The organism is Streptomyces aureoversilis, assembly GCF_042657885.1.
Taxonomy (GTDB): Bacteria; Actinomycetota; Actinomycetes; order Streptomycetales; family Streptomycetaceae; genus Streptomyces; species Streptomyces aureoversilis.
Genome location: NZ_JBHSKJ010000009.1, coordinates 294,427 through 315,515, shown reverse-complemented (window position 1 = coordinate 315,515; position 21,089 = coordinate 294,427). Strand labels below are relative to the sequence as shown.

The window sequence follows — 21,089 nt, the reverse complement described above, 5'->3', positions numbered from 1 at the left end:
CCCGGTGCGGGTGCCGCCCTTCGGCGTATGCGTGGCGGGGCGCGGGACTACTTGCGCATGACCTCCGGCTCGTGGCGGCGCAGCAAACGTGCGACTGCGAAGCCACAGACGATGCCGATGGCGATCAGGGCCACGATGTCGATCGTCCACTGGGTGGCGGTGTGCTCCCAGAGCGGGTCGAGCTTGGGGGGCCTGGCCTTGTCGAACGGGGCCATGATATGCGAGAGGTCGAGCGTGGTGCCGACGCCGGCGATGGCCCAGCGGGCCGGCATCAGCCAGGCGAACTGCTCGATGCCCGGCGAGTCGTAGATCTTGAACAGGATGCCGGTGAAGACGACCTGGACGATCGCGAACATGACCAGCAGCGGCATGGTCTTCTCGGAGGTCTTCACCAGCGCGGAGATGACCAGGCCGATCATCATGCAGGTGAAGCCCAGGGCGATGATCACCAGGCAGAGCTCGAGGGCGGGCGCCGCCTTGAAGACCAGGCCGTTCGCCGGCAGCTCGCGGACCGAGAAGCCGATGGCGCAGATGAGGGCGCCCTGCACCGCGGTGATCAGGCCGAGGACGACCACCTTGGACATCAGGTACGCGGAGCGGGACAGGCCGACGGCCCGTTCCCGTTCGTAGATCACCCGTTCCTTGATCAGCTCACGGACGGAGTTGGCGGCGCCGGAGAAGCACATGCCGACCGCGAGGATCAGCATGATCGTGCCGGCGTCCTGGTTGAAGTGCCCCTTGGTCGCCGGGCCGAGGCCGAAGTCGGACGGGATCACCGTGCTGACGCCGCCGAGGACGGCCGGCAGGAGCAGCATCAGGGCCATGAAGCCGCGGTCCGAGGCGATGACGGAGACGTAGCGGCGCATCAGCGTCCACAGCTGGGAGCCCCAGCTCTGGGCCTTCGGCGGGCGCACCATCTGCGGCTGGACGTGCACCGACTGCGGGGCGACGGCGTCGATGTCGGCCGCGTACATCTGGTAGTGCTGCGAGCCGCGCCAGCGGCCCGACCAGTCGTAGTCGCGGTAGTTCTCGAAGGCCGAGAAGACGTCCGCCCAGGTCTCGTAGCCGAAGAAGTTGAGTGCTTCCTCCGGGGGGCCGAAGTAGGCGACGGAACCGCCGGGGGCCATGACGAGCAGCTTGTCGCAGAGCGCGAGCTCGGCGACGGAGTGGGTGACCACCAGGACCGTGCGGCCGTCGTCCGCGAGGCCGCGCAGCAGCTGCATGACGTCGCGGTCCATGCCCGGGTCGAGGCCCGAGGTGGGCTCGTCCAGGAAGATCAGCGAGGGCTTGGTCAGCAGCTCCAAGGCCACCGAGACGCGCTTGCGCTGACCGCCGGAGAGGGCGGTGACCTTCTTGTCCTTGTGGACGTCGAGCTTGAGCTCGCGCAGCACCTCGTCTATCCGGGCCTCGCGCTCGGAGGCCGCGGTGTCACCGGGGAAGCGGAGCTTCGCGGCGTAGCGCAGCGCCTTCCGGACGGTGAGCTCCTTGTGCAGGATGTCGTCCTGCGGCACGAGGCCGATGCGCTGGCGCAGCTCGGCGAACTGCTTGTACAGGTTCCGGTTGTCGTAGAGGACGTCGCCCTCGTTGGCGGGCCGGTAGCCGGTGAGCGCCTTGAGGAGGGTGGACTTGCCGGAGCCGGAGGGGCCGATGACGGCGATCAGCGACTTCTCGGGGACGCCGAAGGAGACGTCCTTGAGGATCTGCTTGCCGCCGTCGACGGTGACCGTCAGGTGGCGGGCGGAGAAGGAGACGTCGCCGGTGTCGACGAACTCCTCCAGCCGGTCGCCGACCAGGCGGAAGGTGGAGTGACCGACACCGACGATGTCGTTGGGGCCGATGATCTGCTGGCGGACCGGCTGACCGTTGACGTAGGTGCCGTTGTGGCTGCCGAGGTCGACGATCTCGAAGCGGCCGTCGCCGGTGGAGCGGAACTCGGCGTGGTGCCGGGAGACCTGGAGGTCGGAGACGACCAGCTCGTTCTCCAGGGCACGACCGATGCGCATCGTGCCGCGGCCGACGGCCATCTGGTGGAAGCTGGTCGGGCTGCGGTCGCCGTAGACGGGCGGGGCGCCGCCCTGCGAGGGCGGGCCGCCGTGCGCCGGGGGCTGGTGCGCGCCGGGTCCCGGCTGCTGGGGGACGTACGCCTGCTGCGGGGGCTGCTGCCAGCCGCCGGGCTGCTGGTGCTGCTGCGGCTGCTGGTACTGCCCCTGCTGCTGCCAGGCGCCGGGCTGCTGGTGCTGCGGCGGCTGGTGCGGCGTGTGCTGCGGCGGAGCCTGGTGCAGCGGCGCGGCCATGGCGGTCTGCGCGCTGTAGAGGTCCGCGGCGGGGACGCCGGCACCGGCGCCGGCGGCACCGGCGCTCAGGTTCAGCCGAGGGCCGTCCGTCGCGTTGCCCAGGTGCACCGTCGAGCCGGGGCCGATCTCCATGTGGTGGATCCGCTGGCCCTGCACGTACGTGCCGTTGGTGCTGCCGTGGTCCTCGATGACCCAACTGCGGCCCTCCCACCGTACGGTGGCGTGCCGCCACGAGACGCGGGCGTCCTGCAGCACCATGTCACCCTGCGGATCCCGCCCGAGGGTGTAGGACCTGGACGGATCGAGCGTCCAGGTCTGTCCATTCAATTCCAGTACGAGTTCCGGCACTCCATGCCCCACTACTTGTCCCCCGATGAGCCCCCTGCATCAGGGAGTCTAGGGATGGCGAACATCGGGAGGAACTATTTCAGGCACAGTCCCCGAACCGAAAGTCGGGGATTGCCGCGACCGTGTAACAGGCGCCGTTGACCGATCCGAAACATACCCTGAGAGTGGTTACCGCCATGGATACGTACGGATCATGCGCATCCGGGCAATAGCCCGGCTGCAGACCGGCACGGGGGGCCGTGATGACCGTGGACGGGGGCGGGCGCGGGGTGCGCCCGGCGGAGCTGTTGCTGACGTCGATTGCTGCTGTGAGCTGGTCTTTTCTGGCCATGGTGGGGATTGCGGCGCTCGGGCTGCACCTGCTCGGCGCGGATACCGCGGGCGCGCTGGGGCCGATGACCGCGGCCGTCGTCGTGCTCGCCGTAGGCGGATCACTCATGCCTTCGGGGGATATTGAAGCATTCGGCCTGAAGGGCGCCGGGGCGCACACCGCCATCGATATCGCGCCACTGGGAGTGAGCCTGGCGGGCGCCCTGTTGCTGGGAATGATCTTTGCACGATCGTTGCGCCGGGCCGGTGCCACGATCGGCGCCGGAGAGCTCGCCGCACGGGCCGGCGCGGTGGTCGTGCTCTTCCTGCTCCTGCTCGGCGGCCTCGCCTGGGCCGGGGAGGATTCGATCACCATCGACGGGAGCAGCCTGGGCCTGGGCGGCGGGGACGGGGGCGGAGGCGGCCCCAAGCTGGTGATCCCGGGCATCGGCGACGTCGGGGACATCGCGGGCGGCCTGCCGGACCGGCTCGCCGGCCTGGCCGACGCCAAGGCCGCCGTCGGCTTCAGCGTGCGGACGGCGCCCTCGCTGTTCGGGGGCGCGGTCTGGGTCCTGGGCATCCTGCTGATCGCGGTGCTGGGCGCGCGCCGGGCGCCGCTCCCCCGCGGCCTGCAGGCGCTGCACCGGGGCGTGCGCCCGGCGGTCTCGGCGCTGTGCGCGGTGCTGGTCCTCGCGGTGGCGGCGGGCCTGGCCGCCGCGGCGTACGCGGCGGCCGGCGACGACCAGCCGAAGCGGATCCTCGGCGCCGCGTTGCTCGGGGCGCCGAACGGGGTGTTCCTCGCGGTGCCGCTGGGGCTGTTCGTCTCCTGGCGCGGCACGGCCACGGGCGCGCTGGCCAAGGTGCTGCCCTCCCCGCTGGACGAGCTGCTGAGCGCGCGGGCCGAGGAGACGGTCACGCTGGGGCGGCTGGCCGGGCTCGACAGCACGGTGTGGCTGCTGGCCGTCGCCTGTGCGCTGATGATGCTGGGCGTGGGGGTGCTCACCGCGGTCCGCGCGCCGCGGGAGGGGCTGGGGCCGACGGCCTTCGCCGCGCGCTGCGCCGTGGCACTGGGGGTGACGACCGCCCTGGCCCTGCCGCTGCTGGTGCTCGCGACGCGGGTGAAGGCGGACGCGAGCCTGTCGGTGCTGGGATTCGACGCCTTCGGGGCGGGCCTGGAGCTGCGCGGCAATGCGGGGATGGCGCTGGCGCTGGGTGCCGCGTGGGGCGCCGCCGCCGGGGCGGCCGGGGGTCTCCTCGCGTGTGCGACCGGCACGGCGGGGCGGCGGGCGGTGGCCTTGGGGCGGCCGGGGGCGGCCGCTGCGGCCCACCCGGCCGCGGCGCCGCCGCCCGGCCCGTACCGCCCCTCGCCGGGGCCGGTGGGGCAGCCAGGACAGCCGGGGCAGCCGGGCCAGGACGACTCCAACCCGTACAGGCGCCCCGCGCGGGACGACACCAACCCGTACAAGCGCCCGCTCTTCGACGACCGCTCCACCGCGCCCACGCAGACGGGCCGGCCGCTGCCGCCGCCGCGCAGGCCCCGGGGCAGCGGATACCGCTACGGGGCGCCCCCGCCGGAGGAGCCCCCGCCTCCGCCTCCCGGGCCCCCGCCGCGGCGCCGCTGACGGCGTTCACGCGGTGTAGGCCGTGCCTTGGGCATGTCTTCGCCGAGCGGTAGCCGGGACACCTGTGCGTATCCGGCGCGGGGCCCGATACGGTAAGAGGACCATGAGCGCATCGCAGACCTCGCCTGCCACCCCCGTCCCCGCCGACGACGAGCCGACCCTCCTCGTCAAGATCTTCGGGAAGGACCGGCCGGGCATCACCGCCGGCCTGTTCGACACGCTCGCCGCGTACGCCGTGGACGTCGTCGACATCGAGCAGATCGTCACCCGGGGCCGGATCACCCTGTGCGCGCTGGTCACGGCGCCGGAGGGCAGCGGGAACGCCGAGGGCGAGCTGCGGGCCACGGTGCACAGCTGGGCCGAGTCGATGCGGCTGCAGGCCGAGATCATCTCGGGCCGGGGCGACAACCGCCCGCGCGGCACGGGGCGTTCCCACGTCACGGTGCTGGGCCATCCGCTCACCGCCGAGTCGACGGCCGCCATCGCGGCGCGGATCACCGGCACGGGCGGCAACATCGACCGGATCTTCCGGCTCGCCAAGTATCCGGTGACGGCCGTGGAATTCGCGGTGTCCGGCGTGGAGACGGAGGCCCTGCGCACGGCGCTGGCCCTGGAGGCCGCGGTGCGCGGGGTCGACGTGGCGGTCGTTGCGGCGGGGCTGCAGCGGCGGGCCCAGCGGCTGATCGTGATGGACGTCGACTCCACGCTGATCCAGGACGAGGTCATCGAGCTGTTCGCGGCGCACGCGGGCTGCGAGGCCGAGGTCGCCGAGGTGACCGCGCGGGCGATGCGCGGCGAGCTGGACTTCGAGGAGTCCCTGCATGCCCGGGTGGCGCTGCTGGCCGGGCTGGACGAGTCCGTCGTGGACAAGGTGCGGGCGGAGGTGCGGCTGACGCCGGGCGCCCGGACGCTGATCCGCACGCTCAAGCGGCTCGGCTACCAGGTGGGCGTGGTCTCCGGCGGGTTCACCCAGGTCACGGACGACCTGCAGGAGCGGCTCGGACTGGACTTCGCCTCGGCGAACACCCTGGAGATCGTCGACGGCCGGCTGACCGGGCGGGTGACCGGGGAGATCGTGGACCGGGCGGGCAAGGCCCGGCTGCTGCGGCGGTTCGCCGCCGAGGCGGGCGTGCCGCTGGCGCAGACCGTGGCCATCGGCGACGGCGCGAACGACCTCGACATGCTCAACGCCGCGGGGCTGGGCGTGGCCTTCAACGCCAAGCCGGTGGTGCGCCAGGCGGCGCACACGGCGGTGAACGTCCCGTTCCTGGACACGGTGCTCTACCTGCTGGGCGTCACCCGCGAAGAGGTCGAGGCGGCCAGGACCCACGAGTAGGCCCCGGCGGACGTGCCCGCCGCGACGCCGGGGGCGGGGCACCGCGACGGCGGGGGTCCGGCGGAACGGGCGACGGCCGGAACCGGTGCACGCACCTCGTCCGCCGGACGGGCGCTAGGCGTGGGGCGCCCAGAAGGCGACCAGCCGGCCGACGCCGTGCTCGACGCCCTTCCACGATCCGGTGAAGGCGAGCACCGCGATGGCGGAGGTGGGGAACCCGGTGCGATTCATCCGCGGCAGCAGATCGCCGTCGGACTCGCCCGCGAGGGCGTCGGCCAGGGCGTGCATGCCGGGGTTGTGCCCGATCAGGACGAGGTCCCGGACCTCGTCGGAGACCTCGTTGAGCAGGGCGATCAGCTCGCCGAGCGAGGCCTCGTACATCCGCTCCTCGTAGACCGTGCGGGGGCGCTGGGACAGCTCGGGGACGGCGAGCTTCCAGGTCTCGCGGGTGCGGGCGGACGTGGAGCAGAGGGCCAGGTCGGGGTCGATGCCGGAACCGGCGAGCCAGCGGCCTGCGACCGGGGCGTCCTTGCGGCCGCGGTCCGCGAGCGGACGTTCGTGGTCGTCCACGTCGGACCATTCGGCTTTGGCGTGCCGGAAAACGACGATCCTGCGGGTCGGTTCGGAGCTCATGCCGTCCAGCTTCGCATGAAACCAACGGCGAGGCGCGGGGTGTTGAAAGGGTTGCACCCGAAGCGGCGCACGCGCCCCACCTGCCCTCACGGGGCTTCCTCGCCCAGCGCGAGCCGGACGAAGGCGACCACGCGGGCGACGGTGCCCGAGGCGGCGGGATCCGGACCGGAGTCCGCGGTGGCGGGAGCGGCGAGCAGGGTGCAGAAGACGGTGAAGGCCGCGGCGGCGAGCGCGAGGGCCCACCAGGGCAGCCGCGTCTGCACGGTGCCGGGAGTCCGGGCTTTCGTACCGGCGGGCATGGGATCGCCTCCGAGCGGTTCGGTGCACCGCCCCGTCGCGGTGTACTACGAACCTACGGAGAACGGCGCCCCGCTCCCATCCGGTGGACCACCCACTTGCCCCTGACCCGTCCCCCCTAGGGGACGGGGGGTTAGCCCCACCATCGCCTGGAGGCAGACCGGAAGAGGACGCCCGGCCGGGGGCAGGGGGAGAGCGGCGTCAGAGGGAGACCGGCGTCAGGGCGAGACCGGCATCACGAGGAGAACCGGGAATCAGGGCGAGAAGACCGTGGCGATGACCGAGATGACCACCGTGATGCCCAGCATCGCGCCGAGGATCGTCAGCAGGGTCTTCTGACCGTTCTTGGGGTTGGGATCGAGCACAGGCTGCATGCGACCAGTCTCCCACCCCGCGCGCCGGCGGCCGCGTCCGGGTCAGAGCTCGTCCTCCACGGTGCGGGCGCGCCCGGCCAGCACGCCCGCCGCGACCTGAGGCACCATCAGCGCCGCCATGAGCGCGAGCGGCACGTCCCAGCCGCCCGTGCGCTCGTTGAGCCAGCCCACGAGCAGCGGCCCGGGGATGGAGATCAGATAGCCGGTGCTCTGGGCGAACGCCGACAGCCGCACCACGCCCCCGCCCGTGCGGGCGCGCATGCCGATCAGCGTCAGGGCGAGCGTGAAGGCGCTGTTGGAGACGCCGAGCAGCACGGCCCAGGCCCAGGCCCCCGCGGCCGGGGCCAGCCACAGGCCCGCGTACCCCGCCAGGCCGAAGCAGGCCAGGGCGACGACGAGGACGCCCTGGTGGGGCAGGCGGGCGGCGAGGCGCGGCAGCACGAAGGCGAGGGGAATGCCGGTCAGCATCGTGACGGCGCTCAGGATGCCCGCGGTGGAGGCGGACACCCCGGCGTCGCGGAAGATCGCCGGCATCCAGCCCATGACGATGTAGGCGCCGGTCGCCTGGATGCCGAAGAAGATGCCGAGCGCCCAGGCGGTGGGGCTGCGCGTGATGCTGGTGCGGGGAGCGTCCTGGGCGCCGGCCGCGGGGCCGGCAGCTCCGTCCGTACGACTGCGGCGCGCGGCCACCAGCCACAGCAGCCCGGCCGCGGCGGCGAGCAGCGCCCACGAGCCGAGGCCGAGGCGCCAGCTGTGCCCCAGCGCCCCGGCGAGCGGCACCGTGCCGGCGGCGGCAGCGGCGGCACCCGCGGCGATGGCCATGGAGTACAGGCCGGTCATCGGTCCGACCCGGTCGGGGAACCAGCGTCTGACGGCCAGGGGCATCAGGACGTTGCTGACGGCGATGCCCGCGAGCGCGAGCACGCTCAGGGCGAGGAAGCCGGAGACTCCGCCCGCGTACGGCCGCAGGGCGAGACCGGCGGCTATCACCGCCATGCCGGCGCAGACGACGGCCGCGGGGCCGAAGCGGCGGGCCAGCCGGGGGGCGGCGAGGCCGAAGACCGCGAAGCAGAAGGCGGGCACGGACGTCAGCAGGCCCGCCACGGTGCCGCTCATGCCGAGGTCCGCGCGGACCTCCTTCAGCAGCGAGCCCAGGCTCGTCACGGCGGGGCGGAGGTTGAGCGCGGCGAGGACGAGGCCGGCGACCAGGAGCCGGGCCGCCCAGGCGGAACCCCGAGCGCCCTCCCCCGCCGGCGCGGAGGCCTGCAGCGGGCCGGCGGGGTCGACTGCGGCGGCGGACTCGGCCGCTCTCAGGTCTTCGTCTGCCGTGGATGCCATGAGGTCATCATAGATAGAATCATGGGATGAATGGAGGCTGTCGATGCCACTGAACTCGCCCAAGCGCTCCCGCCTCGTCGACCAGGTCATCGCCGGGCTGCGCAGCCAGATCACGTCCGGTGAGTGGCCCGTCGGCTCGCGCATCCCGACCGAGCCGGAGCTGGTCGAGCAGCTCGGCGTCGCGCGCAACACCGTGCGCGAGGCCGTGCGCGCCCTCGCGCACAACGGCCTGCTGGACATCCGGCAGGGGTCCGGCACCTACGTCATCGCCACGAGCGAGCTGGCGGGCGTGATGAACCGCCGCTTCGCCGACGCCGACCCCCTGCACGTGGCCGAGCTGCGCAGCGCCCTGGAGGCGTCGGCCGCCCGGCTCGCCGCCCGCCGGCGCACCGAGCAGGACCTGGTGCAGCTGGCGGCGCTGCTGGAGCGGCGCGAGGAGGCGTGGCGCTCCGGCGACGCCGAGCGGTTCGTGGAGGCGGACGCCACGCTGCACACGGCCGTCGTCTCCGCCGCGCACAACGAGGTGATGGCCGAGGTGTACGCGGACCTCGGCGGGGTGATGCGCGACTTCCTGCGGGCCGGTGTGGGGACGGCGCTGCAGCCGGGAGGGCTCGTCGACCACGGGCGGCTCGTCGCGGCCATCGAGGAGGGGGACGAGGAGACCGCGGGGGCGGAGGCCAGCGCGTACCCCTTCGGCTGCCGGGGCGTGGCGGAACCGGCCGGCTGACGCTCCGGGCGGCCCGGGGCCCACCGTCCTCGGGTGGTCAACCGGCCGTCCTCGGGCGGTCAAGCAGTCTCAAGCGATCCCAAGCAGTCTCAAGCGGGGCGGTGGGTCACCCAGGCGTGGCGTATCCCCAGCCAGCAGCGCTGGCTGAGGGCGACGTGCCCGGCGGGGCCGACGGTGGCCCGCGCGGTGTCCATGTCCGGGTCCCACCAGCGCACGCACTCGATGTGCAGCTGGACGCTGTCGGTGGTGGCGTTGCCGTTGAAGCAGTGGGCGGTGGCGTGGGAGCCGTGGACGCGCGTGCGGCACTCCGCGTGCCGGGGGACGGGCGGTGCGGCCGGGGCGGCGGCTGCGGCCGGGGACACCGGGGCCGTCGAGCCTGCCAGGGCCGCGGCGGCGAACAGCAGGGCCGCGGTGCGGCGGAGCGGGGAGCTCATGCGCGTACCTCCTCCCGCCTTCAGTGTGCGGGGGCGGGCTCCGGCGCACGAGCCGGAAAAGCCCGGTGCCCGTTCCGGCGTAGCGGAACGGGCACCGGGCGTGCGCTTCGGGGCTCGGGCGCGCATCATGTGCGCCCGGCAGTGCGGGTGCTAGGCGCCCATCATGTGCACGCCGCCGTCGACGTGCACGATCTCGCCCGTGGTGCGGGGGAAGAAGTCCGACAGCAGACCGACGACGCCGCGGCCCGCCGGCTCCGGGTCGGCCAGGTCCCAGCCGATGGGGGCGCGGTGGTTCCACACGTCCGCGAGCTCCTCGAAGCCCGGGATGGACTTGGCGGCCATCGACTTGATCGGACCGGCGGAGACCAGGTTGCAGCGGATGCCCTTGGGGCCGAAGTCGCGGGCGAGGTAGCGGTTGGTGCCCTCGAGGGCGGCCTTGGCCACGCCCATCCAGTCGTACTTCGGCCAGGCGATCTGCGCGTCGAAGGTCAGACCGACGATCGAGCCGCCCTCGCGCATCAGCGGGAGCAGGGCCATGGCCAGCGACTTGTAGGAGTACGCCGAGACCTGCACGGCCGTGGAGACGTCCTCCCAGGTGGCGTCGAGGAAGGTGAAGGCGCCCTGCGGGCCGAAGGCGATGGAGTGCACGATGCCGTCGAGGGCCACGCCCTCGCCGAGGTGCTCGCGCACCTTGTCCGCCAGGCCGTCCAGGTGCTCCTGGTTGCTGACGTCCAGCTCGATGACCGGCGCGGGCTTCGGCAGCCGCTTGGCGATCCGCTCGACCAGGGAGAGCCGGCCGAAGCCGGTCAGGATGACCTCGGCGCCCTCGTTCTGGGCGACCTTGGCGGCCTGGAAGGCGATCGACGACTCCGTGAGGACGCCGGTGACCAGGATGCGCTTGCCTGCAAGGATTCCACTCATGACGTTCAGTGACCCATGCCCAATCCGCCGTCGACAGGAATGACGGCTCCAGTGATGTATGCGGCCTCGTCGGAGGCGAGGAAGCGGACCGAGGCGGCGATCTCCTCGGGCTGCGCGTAGCGCGCGAGCGGAACCTGCTTGGTGATGCCCTCGCGCTGCTCGTCGCTGAGCACGCGGGTCATGTCGGTGTCGACGAAGCCGGGGGCGACGACGTTGCAGGTGATGTTCCGGGAGCCCAGCTCACGGGCGATCGAGCGGGCGAAGCCCACCAGGCCGGCCTTGGAGGCGGCGTAGTTGGCCTGGCCCGCGGAGCCCAGCAGGCCCACCACGGAGGAGATCAGCACGATGCGGCCCTTGCGGGCGCGCAGCATGCCCTTCGAGGCCCGCTTGACGACCCGGAAGGTGCCGGTGAGGTTGGTGTCGAGGACGGAGGTGAAGTCGTCCTCGGACATGCGCAGGAGCAGCTGGTCGCGGGTGACGCCGGCGTTGGCCACCAGCACCTCGACCGCGCCCTGCTTCTCCTCGATCTCCTTGTAGGCCTGCTCGACCTGCTCGGGGTCCGTGATGTCGCACTTCACGGGGAGGCACCCCAGGTCCAGGAGGGCGGCCGGCGGCTCTCCCGAGCGGTAGGTGAAGGCGACCTTGTCGCCCGCCTCCGCGAAGGCGCGGGCGATGGCGAGGCCGATGCCCCGGTTTCCTCCGGTGACCAGAACCGAGCGGCTCAAAGGACCACCCTTCCTTCACGTGTAGCTGCCAGCTGGCTGCCATTGGTCGTCTGTACCGTACGAAAACTATCGGGCCGAGGCCTCTGACGTGCAGCCCGCCCCTAACAGGAGCACATGGCGGACCCTGTGGGGTCCCTACAGAAATCGGAGCTGCGAGGCCTGTCCGGACCCGTGCGGGGGGCATTCCCCGATCCGCCCCTGAACTGCACAAAAGCCCGGGACCATGGGTGGCGGGGCGTGATTCACTGCGTCCTCGGGAGACATCGCACGCCTAGGGGAGGCCATCCGTGCCACATGAAATCGACGAGTCGTTCCTCGCGCTGCCGCTGCGGCAACTCGCCGACGCGGCCCTCGCGCGCGCCCGCGCGCTGGGGGCCGACCACGCGGACTTCCGCCTGGAGCGGGTGCGCAGCGCCTCCTGGCGGCTGAGGGACGCCCGGCCGGCCGGCACCTCCGACACCACCGACCTGGGGTATGCGGTGCGGGTGGTGCACGGCGGGAGCTGGGGCTTCGCGGCGGGCGTCGAGCTCACGATGGACGCGGCGGCGCGGGTGGCCGGGCAGGCCGTGGCGATGGCGAGGCTGTCGGCGAAGGTGATCGCGGCGGCCGGCTCCGACGAGCGCGTGGAGCTGGCGGATGAGCCGGTGCACGCCGACCGGACCTGGGTGTCGTCCTACGAGATCAACCCCTTCGCCGTGCCGGACGCGGAGAAGAGCGAGCTGCTCGCGGACTGGAGCTCGCGGCTGCTGGCCGCGGACGGGGTGGCGCACGCGGACGCCTCGCTGCTGACCGTCCAGGAGAACAAGTTCTACGCCGACTCGGCGGGCACGACCACCACCCAGCAGCGCGTCCGGCTGCACCCGCAGCTGACGGCGGTCGCCGTCGACCCCGCCACCGGCGGCTTCGACGCGATGCGCACCATCGCGCCCCCGGCCGGCCGCGGCTGGGAGTACCTGACGGGCACCGGCTGGGACTGGGACGCCGAGCTGGCGGAGATCCCCGCGCTGCTGGCCGAGAAGATGCACGCCCCGGGCGTCGAGGCCGGCTCGTACGACCTGGTGGTCGACCCGTCCAACCTGTGGCTGACGATCCACGAGTCGATCGGCCACGCCACCGAGCTGGACCGCGCGCTGGGCTACGAGGCCGCGTACGCGGGCACGTCCTTCGCGACCTTCGACCAGCTGGGCTCGCTGAAGTACGGCTCGGAACTGATGAACGTCACCGGCGACCGGACCGCCGAGCACGGGCTCGCGACCACCGGCTACGACGACGAGGGCGTCGAGGCCCAGTCCTGGGACCTCGTCAAGGACGGCATCCTCGTCGGCTACCAGCTGGACCGCCGCATCGCCAAGCTGACCGGCTTCGAGCGCTCCAACGGCTGCGCGTTCGCCGACTCCCCCTCCCACGTGCCGGTCCAGCGGATGGCCAACGTCTCCCTGCAGCCGGCGCCCGGCGGGCCGTCGACGGAGGAGATGATCTCCGGCGTCGAGCGCGGGATCTATGTGGTCGGCGACCGCTCATGGTCGATCGATATGCAGCGATACAATTTCCAGTTCACAGGACAGCGGTTCTATCGCATCGAGAACGGCCGTCTCGCGGGCCAGCTGCGGGACGTCGCCTACCAGGCCACGACCACGGACTTCTGGGGCTCGATGACGGCCGTCGGCGGGCCGCAGACGTACGTCCTGGGCGGCGCGTTCAACTGCGGCAAGGCCCAGCCCGGGCAGGTCGCGGCCGTCTCCCACGGCTGCCCCTCGGCCCTCTTCGAGAACGTCAACATCTTGAACACCACCGAGGAGGCGGGTCAGTGAGCCCTCGTCACCAGCCGCACGAGATCGTCGAGCGCGCCCTGGAGCTGTCCCGCGCCGACGGCTGCATGGTCATCGCCGGTGAGCGCTCCACCGCCAATCTCCGCTGGGCGCGCAACGCGCTCACCACCAACGGCGTCACCCGCGGCCGCACCGTCACCGTGATCGCCACGGTGGACGGCGCCGAGGGCACCGCCTCCGGCGTCGTCTCGCGGTCGGCCGTCACGGCGGCGGAGCTGGAGCCGCTGGTGCGGGCCGCCGAGGCCGCCGCGCGCGAGGCCGGGCCCGCCGAGGACGCCCAGCCGCTGGTGTCGGGCGTGCCGCACTCCCCCGACTTCACCGCCCCGCCCGCCGAGACCTCCTCCGCGGTCTTCGACGGCTTCGCGCCCGCGCTCGGCGAGTCCTTCGCCGGTGCCCGGGCGCAGGGCCGCGAGCTGTACGGCTTCGCGCTCCACGAGGTCTCCTCCTACTACCTCGGCACGTCCACCGGGCTGCGGCTGCGCCACGACCAGCCGACGGGGTCCCTGGAGCTCAACGCGAAGTCGCCGGACGGCGCCCGTTCCGCCTGGGCGGGCCGGGCCACGCGCGACTTCACCGACGTCGACCCGCAGGCCCTGGACGCCGAGCTGGCGCAGCGCCTCGCGTGGGCCGAGCGGAAGATCGAGCTGCCGGCCGGGCGGTACGAGACGCTGCTGCCGCCGAGCGCCGTCGCCGACCTGCTCGTCTACCAGATGTGGTCGGCGGCCGCCCGTGACGCCGCCGAGGGCCGGACGGTCTTCTCGAAGGCCGGGGGCGGCACCCGGGTCGGGGAGAAGCTGTCCCCGCTGCCGCTGACGCTGCGCAGCGACCCGCGCGCCGCGGGCCTGGAGTGCGCGCCGTTCGTGCTCACCACGAGCTCGGGGGACGACGCGTCGGTCTTCGACAACGGCCTGCCGCTCGGTCCGACGGACTGGATCCGCGACGGCGTGCTGGAGCACCTGGTCACCACGCGGCACAGCGCCGGGCTCACGGACCTGCCGGTCACCCCGCTCGTGGACAACCTCGTCCTGGACGCGGGGGGCACCGCCACGCTCGACGAGATGGTCGCGGCCACCGAGCGCGGCCTGCTGCTGACCTGCCTGTGGTACATCCGCGAAGTGGACCCGGCGTCGCTGCTGCTGACGGGGCTGACCCGGGACGGCGTCTATCTGGTGGAGAACGGCGAGGTCGTCGGCGAGGTCAACAACTTCCGCTTCAACGAGTCCCCGGTGTCGGTGCTCTCGCGCGCCACCGAGGCGGGCCGCACCGAGCCGACGCTGCCGCGCGAGTGGGGCGACTACTTCACCCGGGCCGCGATGCCCGCCCTGCGCGTGCCGGACTTCAACATGAGCTCCGTCAGCCGGGGCGTGTGACCACAGGGCGTGACCGCAGGGCGTGGCTGCGGGGGGTGTGACAGCCGGGACGCGGCACCGGGCCGAATAGACTGGTCCGCGTCCACCTGTCCCCCGCTCGCCTACGTCTTCCGTATGCGTCCCTTTTCTTCTCCGTCCTTTTCTCATCCGTCCCATCGATCCCCAGGAATGTCATGACACGCCTCGGCGAATCCGTCGCCCGCGCCGGCGAGCTCCTCGCGCAGGACCTCTCCTCCGACCAGACCGTCCAGCGGCTGCTCCAGGAGACGGGCTCGCGGCGCTATCTCGATCTGACGGATCTGTCGGCGAAGGAGCAGGCCGAGCTGATCGCCGCCCGCACCGTCGAGGTGCTGCCGGGCGTGGACAAGCTGGCCGAGCGCATCGAGGAGCGGCGCGCCGCGGGCAAGGGCCTGCAGCTCAAGCTGGGCATCGACCCGACGGCGGCCGACGTCCACCTGGGCCATGCCGTGCCGATGATCATCCTCAGCCGCTTCCAGCGCATGGGCCACGACGTCACCCTCCTCATCGGCGACTTTACGGCCAAGATCGGCGACCCGACGGGCCGCACGGCCGAGCGCCCGCCGCTGACCGACGAGGACATCGCGAAGAACCTCGCGGGCTACCGCGAGCAGGTCCGCCCGTTCTTCGACTTCGAGAAGGTCACGTTCGTCCAGAACAGCACCTGGCTGGCCCCGTACACCTTCCCGGAGCTGCTCGGTCTGCTCTCGCAGGTGCCGGTCTCGCAGCTGCTGCAGCGCGAGGACTTCCGCAACCGGCTGGCGGCCGGGTCGGGCCTGACGATGTCGGAGCTGCTGTACCCGATCGCCCAGGGCCTGGACTCGGTCGCGCTGGACTGCGACGTCGAGCTGGGCGGCGCCGACCAGCTGCTGAACCTGCAGATGGGCCGCAAGCTCATGGAGCTGAAGGGCCAGAAGCCGCAGCTCGTCGTCACCATGCCGCTGATCGAGGGCACGGACGGCACGGGCGCGAAGATGTCCAAGTCCAAGGGCAACTACGTGGGCCTGTCGGCCACGGCCGACGACGTCTTCGGCAAGATCATGTCGGTTCCGGACCGGCTGATGGAGCCGTACCTGAAGGCCTGGACCGAGTGGACGGACGAGGAGATCGCCCTCGCGCTGTCCCGGGTCGAGGAGCGCTCGCTGCACCCGATGGACCTCAAGAAGATCCTCGCGGGCGAGGTCGTGGCCGCGCTGTACGGGATCGAGGCGGCGATGGCGGCCCGGGCCGGGTTCGTCGCGCAGTTCTCGAAGAAGAGCTTCTCCGACGTGGAGACGCCCGTGGTGGAGCTCTCGGAGCACGGCGACTCGCCGGCGACGGCCGTGCTCAGCCAGGTCCTGGGCTTCCAGCCGTCCGCCTCGGCGGCCCGCCGGGTCGCCAAGCAGAACGGCCTGCGCCTCGTGGTCGAGACGGACGGCGGCCAGGAGGCCGTCGTGCTGGCCGAGGCCGATGCGATCCGCCCGCTGGGCGAGGTCGTGACGGAGACGGTCGCCAAGGTCGCCGGAGCCGGGCGGGTCTACCTCAAGGCCGGCCGGAAGATCGCCGAGCTGCGGTAGGGCCTTCCCCACCGGGGACCGAGGCTCGGGGCGGTCCGTGCGCGAGATGCGCACGGGCCGCCCCGCGGCGTTGTCCGGCCGGTGCGGGGCAGCCGTCCGTCACGCCGCGTGTCTCCCTCCGCTCCTGTTGCCGCGTACCGCGACCCACAGCCGGTCGCCGATGCCGACCACGAGGACCGCGCCCGCCAGCTGCAGCAGGTGCCGGCCCCAGTCGACGCCCTTGGTCTCGTTGATGCCGAGCCCGGTGGCGGCCCAGTTGCCGAGCAGGCTGCCGATCATGCCCAGGACGATCGTCAACCAGAGGGGGATCTGCTGTTTGCCCGGCAGGATCGCCTTGGCGATCAGGCCCAGGACAAGTCCGACGATGATGGCCCACAACCAGCTCATGTCGCCTCCTCAGCGGCGCGATGTGCCGTGCCCCGCCATTCTGGGGCCACTGTCCGTACGGCGCACGCCGGAGCCGTCCCTCCGCCGCGCTGCGGCTGTGGAGTACGCAGCCGCAGGTCGGAGCGGGGACGCCGGGGGACCCGCTCTCGTACCCGACGGCCACGCGGCGTAACGTGGAGGGTGTCCCGCCTCAGGGCGTGCGGGCGCGGTGGATCAGGTGGTGGAACGTGATGCGGAAGCAGGGCGGCACGGCGGTCTTCAGGATCACCGGCGCCCGTCAGGGTCTGGCCGAGGACGTGCGCGGCCGCCAGCGCCGCTACGTCATCTCGATGCTGATCCGCACCCTGTCGGTGGTGCTCACCGTGGTGCTGTGGAACGTCGAGCGCTATGTGGCGGTGGGCACGCTGATCCTGGGCGCCCTGCTGCCCTACGTGGCGGTCGTGATCGCCAACGCGGGCCGGGAGAACGCCCCTTCGCTCCCCGGCACGTTCATACCGGCACCGACGCGGCCGGTGCTGATGCCCGGTCCGGGCGAGGAGAGGGCGGAATCCGTCCCGGAAGCCACCCGTGGCCCCGAGGGCGATCAAGGGCGTGACCACGGCTGATGCCCCGCGGGGGCACAGCCGGTGGTGGCGCGCTCGGCAAAGCTCAAGAAAACCTCAGATCAATCATGTGGTTTCAGTGCCGCGCGCCGGGCACCCCGTGACATACTTCCTAAGCGCTCCGCATCCCCCGTCGGAGCGACAGACCGACGCCGGGCGGCTCCCCCCGTGGCTGCCCGGCGTCGCCGTGTCTGCAGGCGGTTCGTAGAGTCAGGGGTGTGAATTCCCCCGATGACGCCGTGATCTGTTCCGCCAAGGGCTGCCGCGCCCCCGCCGTGTGGGTGCTGGCGTGGAACAACCCCAAGCTGCACACCCCAGACCGCCGCAAGACGTGGCTCGCGTGCGACGAGCACCGCGAGCACCTGTCCAACTTCCTCGGCCTGCGGGGCTTCCTCAAGGACGTGGTGACGCTGGCGGAGTGGGAGGCCTCTCCGCACGCGTAGCACCCGGTGCCGGGCCCTGCGGGCCCGGCGGGGCTCAGCCGCCGATCGCCGACATGGGCCGCTGCGGCTGCAGGAAGGACGGGTCGTCCAGGCCCGACCCCGCCTTCTTCCCGTGCATCGCCCGCTTCCACCGCCCGGCTATCTCCTCGTCCGTGGCCCCGGAGCGCAGCGCCGCGCGCAGGTCGGACTCCTCGCGCGCGAACAGGCAGTTGCGGATCTGTCCGTCGGCGGTGAGGCGGGTGCGGTCGCAGGCGCCGCAGAACGGGCGGGTGACGGAGGCGATCACGCCGACGCGGCCGGGCCCGCCGTCGACGAGCCAGCGTTCGGCGGGGGCGGCGCCGCGCTCGTCGGCACCTTCGGGGCTGAGGTCGAAGCGGGCGGCCAGGCTCGCCAGGATGTCCGCCGCGGTGATCATGCCGTCGCGGCGCCAGCCGTGCTGGGCGTCGAGCGGCATCTGCTCGATGAAGCGCAGTTCGTAGCCGTGGCCGAGGGCCCAGGCCAGCAGGTCGGGGGCCTCGTCGTCGTTGAGGCCGGGCATCAGCACGGCGTTGATCTTGACGGGTGCGAGCCCGGCGGCGCGGGCGGCGGCGAGGCCGTCGAGGACGTCCTGGTGGCGCTTGCGGCGGGTCAGCTTCTGGAAGACGTCGGGGCGCAGGGTGTCGAGGGAGACGTTGACCCGGTCGAGGCCGGCGTCGGCCAGGGCCGTCGCGGTGCGCGCGAGGCCGATGCCGTTGGTGGTGAGGGAGATCCGGGGGCGCGGCCGCAGGGCGGCGCAGCGCTCGACCAGGGAGACGAGGCCGGGGCGCAGCAGGGGCTCGCCGCCGGTGAAGCGGACCTCGGTGACGCCGAGGGAGGTCACGGCGATGCGGATCAGGCGGACGATCTCGTCGTCGGTGAGCAGGTCCGGCTTGGCGAGCCACTGGAGGCCCTCTTCGGGCATGCAGTACGTGCAGCGCAGGTTGCAGCGGTCGGTCAGGGAGACACGGAGGTCGGTGGCGACGCGACCGTAGGTGTCGATGAGCACGCTGCGCCTCCGGCGGACTGGGCTTGAACGTTCGTTCGCTGTCCGCAGCGTACGTGATGGGCGGTGCCGGCGGGGCTTCGCGGACCGGGCCGGCAGGCGCCGGGCGCCGGACGGGCCCACCGGCCCGTCCGGCGCCGCGGCCGGTGGCGAAGCGGCGTCAGTGCGCTCCGTGGCCCGTGAGGGAGCGGACCTCGAGCTCGGCGTACTTCGCGTCCGCCCCGGGCTGCGGCTTGGACAGCAGCGAGCCCAGCCAGCCCAGCAGGAAGCCGAGCGGGATGGAGACCAGGCCGGGGTTGCCGAGGGGGAAGAAGTCGAAGCTCATCCCGGGGAAGAGCGCCTTCTCGTTGCCGGAGACGACCGGGGAGAAGATCACCAGGCCGACGGAGGAGATCAGCCCTCCGTAGATCGACCACAGGGCCCCCTGGGTGGTGAAGCGCTTCCAGAAGAGGCTGTAGAGGATCGTGGGGAGGTTGGCGGAGGCCGCGACGGCGAAGGCGAGGGCCACGACGGCGGCGGCGTTCAGCCGGTGGGCGAAGATGCTCAGCAGGATGGCGACCGCGCCGATGACGACGGCGGCGCACTTGGCGGTGAGGAGCTCCTCCTTCTCGCTGGTCTTCCCCTTGCGGATGACGTTGGCCCACAGGTCGTGCGCGAAGGAGGCCGAGGAGGCGAGCGTGAGGCCCGCGACCACCGCGAGGATCGTCGCGAAGGCGACGGCGGAGATCACGGCGAGGAGGACCGCGCCGCCGGTGGATCCGGCGCCGCCGCCGACCTCCCGGGCGAGCAGCGGGGCCGCGGTGTTCCCCGAGGGGTCCGAGGCGGTGATGGACTTCGAGCCGACGAGGGCGGCGGCGCCGAAGCCCAGGGCGATGGTCATCAGGTAGAAGGCGCCGATGATGCCGATGGCCCAGTTCACGGACTTGCGGGCGGCCTTGGCGGTGGGGACGGTGTAGAAGCGGATGAGGATGTGCGGCAGGCCGGCGGTGCCCAGGACGAGGGCGAGGCCGAGCGAGATGAAGTTGAGCTTGGTGGTGCCGTCCTTGCCGTACTGCAGGCCCGGTTCGAGGAAGGCCTTGCCCTTGCCGCTCTCCTCGGCGGCGCGCCCGAGCAGGGTGGAGATGTTCCAGCCGACCTTGTTGAGCACCAGGACGGTGATGAGCAGGGTGCCCAGGATGAGCAGGACCGCCTTGACGATCTGCACCCACGTGGTGCCCTTCATCCCGCCGATGGTCACGTAGAGGACCATCACCAGGCCGACCAGGGCGATGATCCAGCGCCGCGAGCTCTCGCCCGAGGCCCCGAGCAGGAGCGCCACGAGCGCGCCCGCGCCGATCATCTGCGCGAGCAGGTAGAAGATCGAGACGACGATGGTGGAGGTGCCGGCGGCGGTGCGTACGGGCCGCTGCTTGAGCCGGTAGGCGAGCGCGTCGGCCATGGTGAAGCGGCCGGAGTTGCGCAGCGGTTCGGCGACGAGCAGCAGGGCGACCAGCCAGGCGACGAGGAAGCCGATGGAGTAGAGGAATCCGTCGTAGCCGAAGAGGGCGATGGCGCCGGCGATGCCGAGGAAGGACGCGGCGGACATGTAGTCGCCGGAGATGGCGAGGCCGTTCTGGAAGCCGGTGAAGGAGCGGCCGCCGGCGTAGAAGTCGGTGGCGTCCTTGGTCTGCCGCCCGGCCCAGACGGTGATGGCGAGGGTGGCGGCGACGAAGACGGAGAAGAGCGTGATGATCAGGGTGCGGTGCTCGCCCGCGGCGCCGGCCGCGAGAGGGAGGCCCGACTGCAGGGCACTGGTCATGCCGGTCATTCCCCCGCTTCCAGACGGGCCCGCAGGGCCTCGGCCTTGGGATCGAGCTTCGCGGCCGCGTGCCGCGAGTACCACCAGGCGATCAGGAAGGTGGTGAGGAACTGGGCCAGCCCGAGGACGAAGGCCACGTTGATGTTGCCCAGGACCGTGGTGCCCATGAAATCGCCCGCGTAGTTCGAGAGCAGGACGTACAGCAGATACCAGGAGACAAAGGCGATGGTGAGCGGAAAGGCGAACGAGCGCTGAGCGCGGCGCAGTTCGCCGAACTCCGCGCTCGACTGCAGTGTGCTGAAACGATCGTTCCCGGCCGCGGGCGCGGCGGCTTCGGCGGTCGGCGGGCCGTCGGGCTCGTCCGGCCCCTCTTTGGTGGTCGGTGCGGTGTCCACGGTCTCTCCTGACAAGGGGGGTGTGAGGCGCGAGCCGATGGCTTGTGATCCGGATCACGCATCGTAGAGGCAGGTCGCAGTATGCGACAGGGGGAAGGTGCGTAATTCGGCAACAGCTGCCGCAGGGGGCGACACCGCCCGCCCGCGGTCTCGTTGACCCTGGTGTGAGCGATGCGCCTCCTCCCACCCCGCCGTCCCCCGGTCGACGACCGTTCGGGATCGTCAGGTTGACGGCGCCCATAGCGGCGGTGACGACCGGCCGGTCCGTCCCTCTCCCGAGAGCGGGGCGGTGGTACGGGCCCCGGGTGCCGC

Annotated in this window: 20 protein-coding genes; 8 read left to right on the top strand and 12 right to left on the bottom strand. The window is 72.3% G+C overall.

What is annotated here, in order from left to right:
- Positions 1-47: 47 nt before the first annotated feature.
- A complete protein-coding gene (locus tag ACFPP6_RS18495) occupies positions 48-2,654 on the bottom strand; it encodes an FHA domain-containing protein (protein WP_382043232.1) in 2,607 nt (868 codons plus the stop codon).
- Positions 2,655-2,884: 230 nt separating this feature from the next.
- Here ACFPP6_RS18495 and ACFPP6_RS18490 point away from each other — a divergent pair, with 230 nt between their 5' ends.
- A complete protein-coding gene (locus ACFPP6_RS18490) occupies positions 2,885-4,573 on the top strand; it encodes a streptophobe family protein (RefSeq protein ID WP_382043229.1) in 1,689 nt (562 codons plus the stop codon).
- Positions 4,574-4,676: 103 nt separating this feature from the next.
- The gene (serB, locus tag ACFPP6_RS18485) at positions 4,677-5,909 is read left to right on the top strand and encodes a phosphoserine phosphatase SerB (protein WP_382043226.1); all 1,233 of its coding nucleotides are present in this window, start codon (positions 4,677-4,679) and stop codon (positions 5,907-5,909) included.
- A 114-nt stretch (positions 5,910-6,023) separates the two neighbouring features.
- Here serB and ACFPP6_RS18480 read toward each other — a convergent pair whose 3' ends face one another.
- From ACFPP6_RS18480 to ACFPP6_RS18465, 4 genes are all read right to left on the bottom strand, one after another.
- The gene (locus ACFPP6_RS18480) at positions 6,024-6,542 is read right to left on the bottom strand and encodes a SixA phosphatase family protein (protein WP_382043223.1); all 519 of its coding nucleotides are present in this window, start codon (positions 6,540-6,542) and stop codon (positions 6,024-6,026) included.
- Between the two features lie 86 nt (positions 6,543-6,628).
- Positions 6,629-6,841 (bottom strand): hypothetical protein, encoded by a 213-nt coding sequence (locus ACFPP6_RS18475; protein ID WP_168091276.1) that lies wholly within the window; start codon positions 6,839-6,841, stop codon positions 6,629-6,631.
- 252 nt (positions 6,842-7,093) lie between these two features.
- Entirely contained in the window at positions 7,094-7,213 is a 120-nt protein-coding gene (locus tag ACFPP6_RS18470; protein ID WP_256790788.1) for an SGM_5486 family transporter-associated protein, read from the bottom strand.
- A gap of 42 nt (positions 7,214-7,255) precedes the next feature.
- Positions 7,256-8,551 carry an MFS transporter gene (locus tag ACFPP6_RS18465; RefSeq protein WP_382043221.1) on the bottom strand — a complete coding sequence of 432 codons (1,296 nt, stop codon included), beginning with the start codon at positions 8,549-8,551 and terminating at the stop codon, positions 7,256-7,258.
- A 43-nt stretch (positions 8,552-8,594) separates the two neighbouring features.
- Between ACFPP6_RS18465 and ACFPP6_RS18460 the strand changes: the two genes are divergently transcribed.
- Positions 8,595-9,278, top strand: coding sequence for a FadR/GntR family transcriptional regulator (locus tag ACFPP6_RS18460; protein ID WP_382043218.1), 684 nt, complete (start codon positions 8,595-8,597; stop codon positions 9,276-9,278).
- Positions 9,279-9,367: 89 nt separating this feature from the next.
- Here ACFPP6_RS18460 and ACFPP6_RS18455 read toward each other — a convergent pair whose 3' ends face one another.
- From ACFPP6_RS18455 to fabG, 3 genes are all read right to left on the bottom strand, one after another.
- Positions 9,368-9,712 carry a hypothetical protein gene (locus tag ACFPP6_RS18455; RefSeq protein ID WP_382043216.1) on the bottom strand — a complete coding sequence of 115 codons (345 nt, stop codon included), beginning with the start codon at positions 9,710-9,712 and terminating at the stop codon, positions 9,368-9,370.
- A gap of 150 nt (positions 9,713-9,862) precedes the next feature.
- Positions 9,863-10,633 carry an enoyl-ACP reductase FabI gene (gene fabI / locus ACFPP6_RS18450; RefSeq protein WP_058045009.1) on the bottom strand — a complete coding sequence of 257 codons (771 nt, stop codon included), beginning with the start codon at positions 10,631-10,633 and terminating at the stop codon, positions 9,863-9,865.
- Positions 10,634-10,638: 5 nt separating this feature from the next.
- Positions 10,639-11,358, bottom strand: a complete 720-nt coding sequence (gene fabG, locus ACFPP6_RS18445) for a 3-oxoacyl-[acyl-carrier-protein] reductase (RefSeq protein WP_382043213.1) — start codon at positions 11,356-11,358, stop codon at positions 10,639-10,641.
- Between the two features lie 287 nt (positions 11,359-11,645).
- On the opposite strand from fabG, the gene ACFPP6_RS18440 reads away from it, so the two are divergent.
- The 3 genes from ACFPP6_RS18440 to tyrS all read left to right on the top strand — a co-directional run bounded on the left by ACFPP6_RS18440 (position 11,646) and on the right by tyrS (position 16,131).
- Positions 11,646-13,169: a TldD/PmbA family protein gene (locus ACFPP6_RS18440; protein ID WP_382043211.1), complete on the top strand. Its 1,524-nt coding sequence runs from the start codon at positions 11,646-11,648 to the stop codon at positions 13,167-13,169.
- Positions 13,166-14,557: a metallopeptidase TldD-related protein gene (locus ACFPP6_RS18435; RefSeq protein WP_382043208.1), complete on the top strand. Its 1,392-nt coding sequence runs from the start codon at positions 13,166-13,168 to the stop codon at positions 14,555-14,557. The genes ACFPP6_RS18440 and ACFPP6_RS18435 overlap by 4 nt, the downstream gene beginning before the upstream one ends.
- 173 nt (positions 14,558-14,730) lie before the next feature.
- Positions 14,731-16,131 (top strand): tyrosine--tRNA ligase, encoded by a 1,401-nt coding sequence (gene tyrS / locus ACFPP6_RS18430; protein ID WP_336005482.1) that lies wholly within the window; start codon positions 14,731-14,733, stop codon positions 16,129-16,131.
- Positions 16,132-16,230: 99 nt separating this feature from the next.
- On the opposite strand, the gene ACFPP6_RS18425 is transcribed toward tyrS, so the two are convergent.
- A complete protein-coding gene (locus ACFPP6_RS18425; RefSeq protein ID WP_382043205.1) occupies positions 16,231-16,518 on the bottom strand; it encodes a GlsB/YeaQ/YmgE family stress response membrane protein in 288 nt (95 codons plus the stop codon).
- 230 nt (positions 16,519-16,748) lie between these two features.
- Between ACFPP6_RS18425 and ACFPP6_RS18420 the strand changes: the two genes are divergently transcribed.
- A complete protein-coding gene (locus tag ACFPP6_RS18420) occupies positions 16,749-17,123 on the top strand; it encodes a DUF3099 domain-containing protein (protein WP_382043315.1) in 375 nt (124 codons plus the stop codon).
- A 215-nt stretch (positions 17,124-17,338) separates the two neighbouring features.
- Positions 17,339-17,563 carry a hypothetical protein gene (locus ACFPP6_RS18415; protein ID WP_168091294.1) on the top strand — a complete coding sequence of 75 codons (225 nt, stop codon included), beginning with the start codon at positions 17,339-17,341 and terminating at the stop codon, positions 17,561-17,563.
- 34 nt (positions 17,564-17,597) lie between these two features.
- Here ACFPP6_RS18415 and moaA read toward each other — a convergent pair whose 3' ends face one another.
- From moaA to ACFPP6_RS18400, 3 genes are all read right to left on the bottom strand, one after another.
- A complete protein-coding gene (moaA, locus tag ACFPP6_RS18410) occupies positions 17,598-18,587 on the bottom strand; it encodes a GTP 3',8-cyclase MoaA (protein WP_382043202.1) in 990 nt (329 codons plus the stop codon).
- A 157-nt stretch (positions 18,588-18,744) separates the two neighbouring features.
- Entirely contained in the window at positions 18,745-20,391 is a 1,647-nt protein-coding gene (locus tag ACFPP6_RS18405; protein ID WP_382043199.1) for a solute symporter family protein, read from the bottom strand.
- Positions 20,388-20,777, bottom strand: a complete 390-nt coding sequence (locus tag ACFPP6_RS18400) for a DUF485 domain-containing protein (RefSeq protein WP_382043198.1) — start codon at positions 20,775-20,777, stop codon at positions 20,388-20,390. Before ACFPP6_RS18400 ends, ACFPP6_RS18405 begins: the two co-directional genes overlap by 4 nt.
- Between the last annotated feature and the right edge of the window lie 312 nt (positions 20,778-21,089).

Coding starts and splice junctions, on each gene's coding strand:
- ACFPP6_RS18490 (WP_382043229.1), top strand. CDS start 2,885: ATGACCGTGGACGGGGGCGGGCGCGGGGTGCGCCCGGCGGAGCTGTTG.
- serB (WP_382043226.1), top strand. CDS start 4,677: ATGAGCGCATCGCAGACCTCGCCTGCCACCCCCGTCCCCGCCGACGAC.
- ACFPP6_RS18480 (WP_382043223.1), bottom strand. CDS start 6,542: ATGAGCTCCGAACCGACCCGCAGGATCGTCGTTTTCCGGCACGCCAAA.
- ACFPP6_RS18475 (WP_168091276.1), bottom strand. CDS start 6,841: ATGCCCGCCGGTACGAAAGCCCGGACTCCCGGCACCGTGCAGACGCGG.
- ACFPP6_RS18470 (WP_256790788.1), bottom strand. CDS start 7,213: ATGCAGCCTGTGCTCGATCCCAACCCCAAGAACGGTCAGAAGACCCTG.
- ACFPP6_RS18465 (WP_382043221.1), bottom strand. CDS start 8,551: ATGGCATCCACGGCAGACGAAGACCTGAGAGCGGCCGAGTCCGCCGCC.
- ACFPP6_RS18460 (WP_382043218.1), top strand. CDS start 8,595: ATGCCACTGAACTCGCCCAAGCGCTCCCGCCTCGTCGACCAGGTCATC.
- ACFPP6_RS18455 (WP_382043216.1), bottom strand. CDS start 9,712: ATGAGCTCCCCGCTCCGCCGCACCGCGGCCCTGCTGTTCGCCGCCGCG.
- fabI (WP_058045009.1), bottom strand. CDS start 10,633: ATGAGTGGAATCCTTGCAGGCAAGCGCATCCTGGTCACCGGCGTCCTC.
- tyrS (WP_336005482.1), top strand. CDS start 14,731: ATGACACGCCTCGGCGAATCCGTCGCCCGCGCCGGCGAGCTCCTCGCG.
- ACFPP6_RS18425 (WP_382043205.1), bottom strand. CDS start 16,518: ATGAGCTGGTTGTGGGCCATCATCGTCGGACTTGTCCTGGGCCTGATC.
- ACFPP6_RS18420 (WP_382043315.1), top strand. CDS start 16,749: ATGCGGAAGCAGGGCGGCACGGCGGTCTTCAGGATCACCGGCGCCCGT.
- ACFPP6_RS18405 (WP_382043199.1), bottom strand. CDS start 20,391: ATGACCGGCATGACCAGTGCCCTGCAGTCGGGCCTCCCTCTCGCGGCC.